The following is a 1,586-nucleotide window of genomic DNA, read 5'->3' on the forward strand; positions in this document are numbered from 1 at the left end:
GTGACCCAACGATCCGTCGAAGCGATCGACAAGGTACAGGATCCGGGCGAAGTCCCGTTGGTCGTCCATTCTGCGGTCAGGGGACCGATCGCGGAATTGAGTTTTCTACGTCGATCGTTGTTGTTCGCGGAATTATCGATGATTTCGTACAACGACGAAGCCGAAGCGCGGGCGGCCGCGGCGATCGCCGGCTTTGACGACGTGACCTTCTTCGATCGCGATGGATCCCAAGCGTATCGCTTTCGCAACGAGCACGACTGCGTGATTGGGTGTCGGGGAACCGAACCGGATGACTGGAACGACATCCGTGCCGATGCGAACGCGGCGAGCGTGGTTGCCGAAACGATCGGACGCGTGCACCGCGGATTCAAGACCGAGGTCGACGATCTTTGGCCGATGATCGAAACGGCGCTGTTGGACAACGAGCACTCCCTCTATTTCTGTGGTCATTCGCTCGGCGGGGCGATGGCGACGATTTGTGCCGGTCGCTGTCATCTGTCGCACATTCCCAGTCACCCGGTTGAGCTGTTTACGTTCGGGAGCCCACGGGTGGGTGACAAGCGATACATCAACTACGTTAAACTGGATCATTACCGCTTCGTCCACAACAACGACATCGTCACGCGTGTGCCGCCTTCGTTTTTGGGTTACCGACACAGCGGAAGCGAAGTCTACTTTGATCGAAATGGCCGCATCCGCAAACTCGGGCGTGTCTCCAAACGTCGTGACAAGTGGCACGGATTTCTCCGCGGGCTTCGACGGTGGAAGATCGATCACTTTGCGGATCATTCAATCCATCAATACATCGATGCGATTGTGGCGGCCGTTCGCGACGAAGAACAACGGGTCCGATCGGGCGGTCTGGCGAAACCCGCCTCCGCCTACGCCGACACGGACGAATGAGTACGATTCCTAACGGCCAACCTGGCACGGCACCAACAACACAGATGAGCCCTACGAAAGACGCGATGACGAACCCCGACGAGAATGATGCGATGCGATCGACGCACGTTGAAATCGACGGTGTTCGATTAAAACTGGCCAAGCCCTACGTCGATCCCGGCCGCTGGATCGGCCAAGCGGAGATCTTGCAGCAACTGTTGGCGTGTTGGATTTCACTCGACGAAGCCGATTTGCCGCTGACGCCGCGTTTGGTCGGCGCACCGGGCGTGGGCAAGACCCAATTGGCGATCGCGGCGGCCAAAGCACAAGGCCGGCCGCTGTACATCTATCAGTGCACCGCCGACACACGCCCCGAAGATCTGTTGGTCACCCCGGTGCTCAGCCAGAACGGCGAGATCGCCTATCACGCATCCCCGCTAGTCACCGCGATGCTGTGTGGCGGCGTCTGTGTGCTGGACGAAGGCAACCGGATGAATGAGAAATCCTGGGCATCGCTGGCACCGTTGTTCGACAATCGACGCTACGTCGAATCCATCGTCGCGGGGATCACGATCGACGCGCACAGCGAATTTCGCGCCGCGGTGACGATGAACCAGGACGAGTCGACGTTCGAGATTCCCGATTACATCATGAGCCGGTTGCAACCGACGTTGCCGGTCGGGTTCCCCAACAAGCAGGACGAA

At 58.9% G+C, this 1,586-nt stretch carries 2 protein-coding genes; both read left to right on the forward strand.

Annotation, left to right across the window (positions count from 1 at the left end; genetic code table 11):
- A complete protein-coding gene (locus ABX749_RS32310; RefSeq protein WP_372899663.1) occupies positions 1 to 903 on the forward strand; it encodes a lipase family protein in 903 nt (300 codons plus the stop codon).
- Positions 904 to 968: 65 nt separating this feature from the next.
- On the forward strand, positions 969 to 1,586 hold a 618-nt coding region (locus ABX749_RS32315), incomplete at its 3' end, for an AAA family ATPase (protein ID WP_372899664.1).

Source organism: Stieleria sp., assembly GCF_041595215.1.
GTDB lineage: Bacteria > Planctomycetota > Planctomycetia > Pirellulales > Pirellulaceae > Stieleria > Stieleria magnilauensis.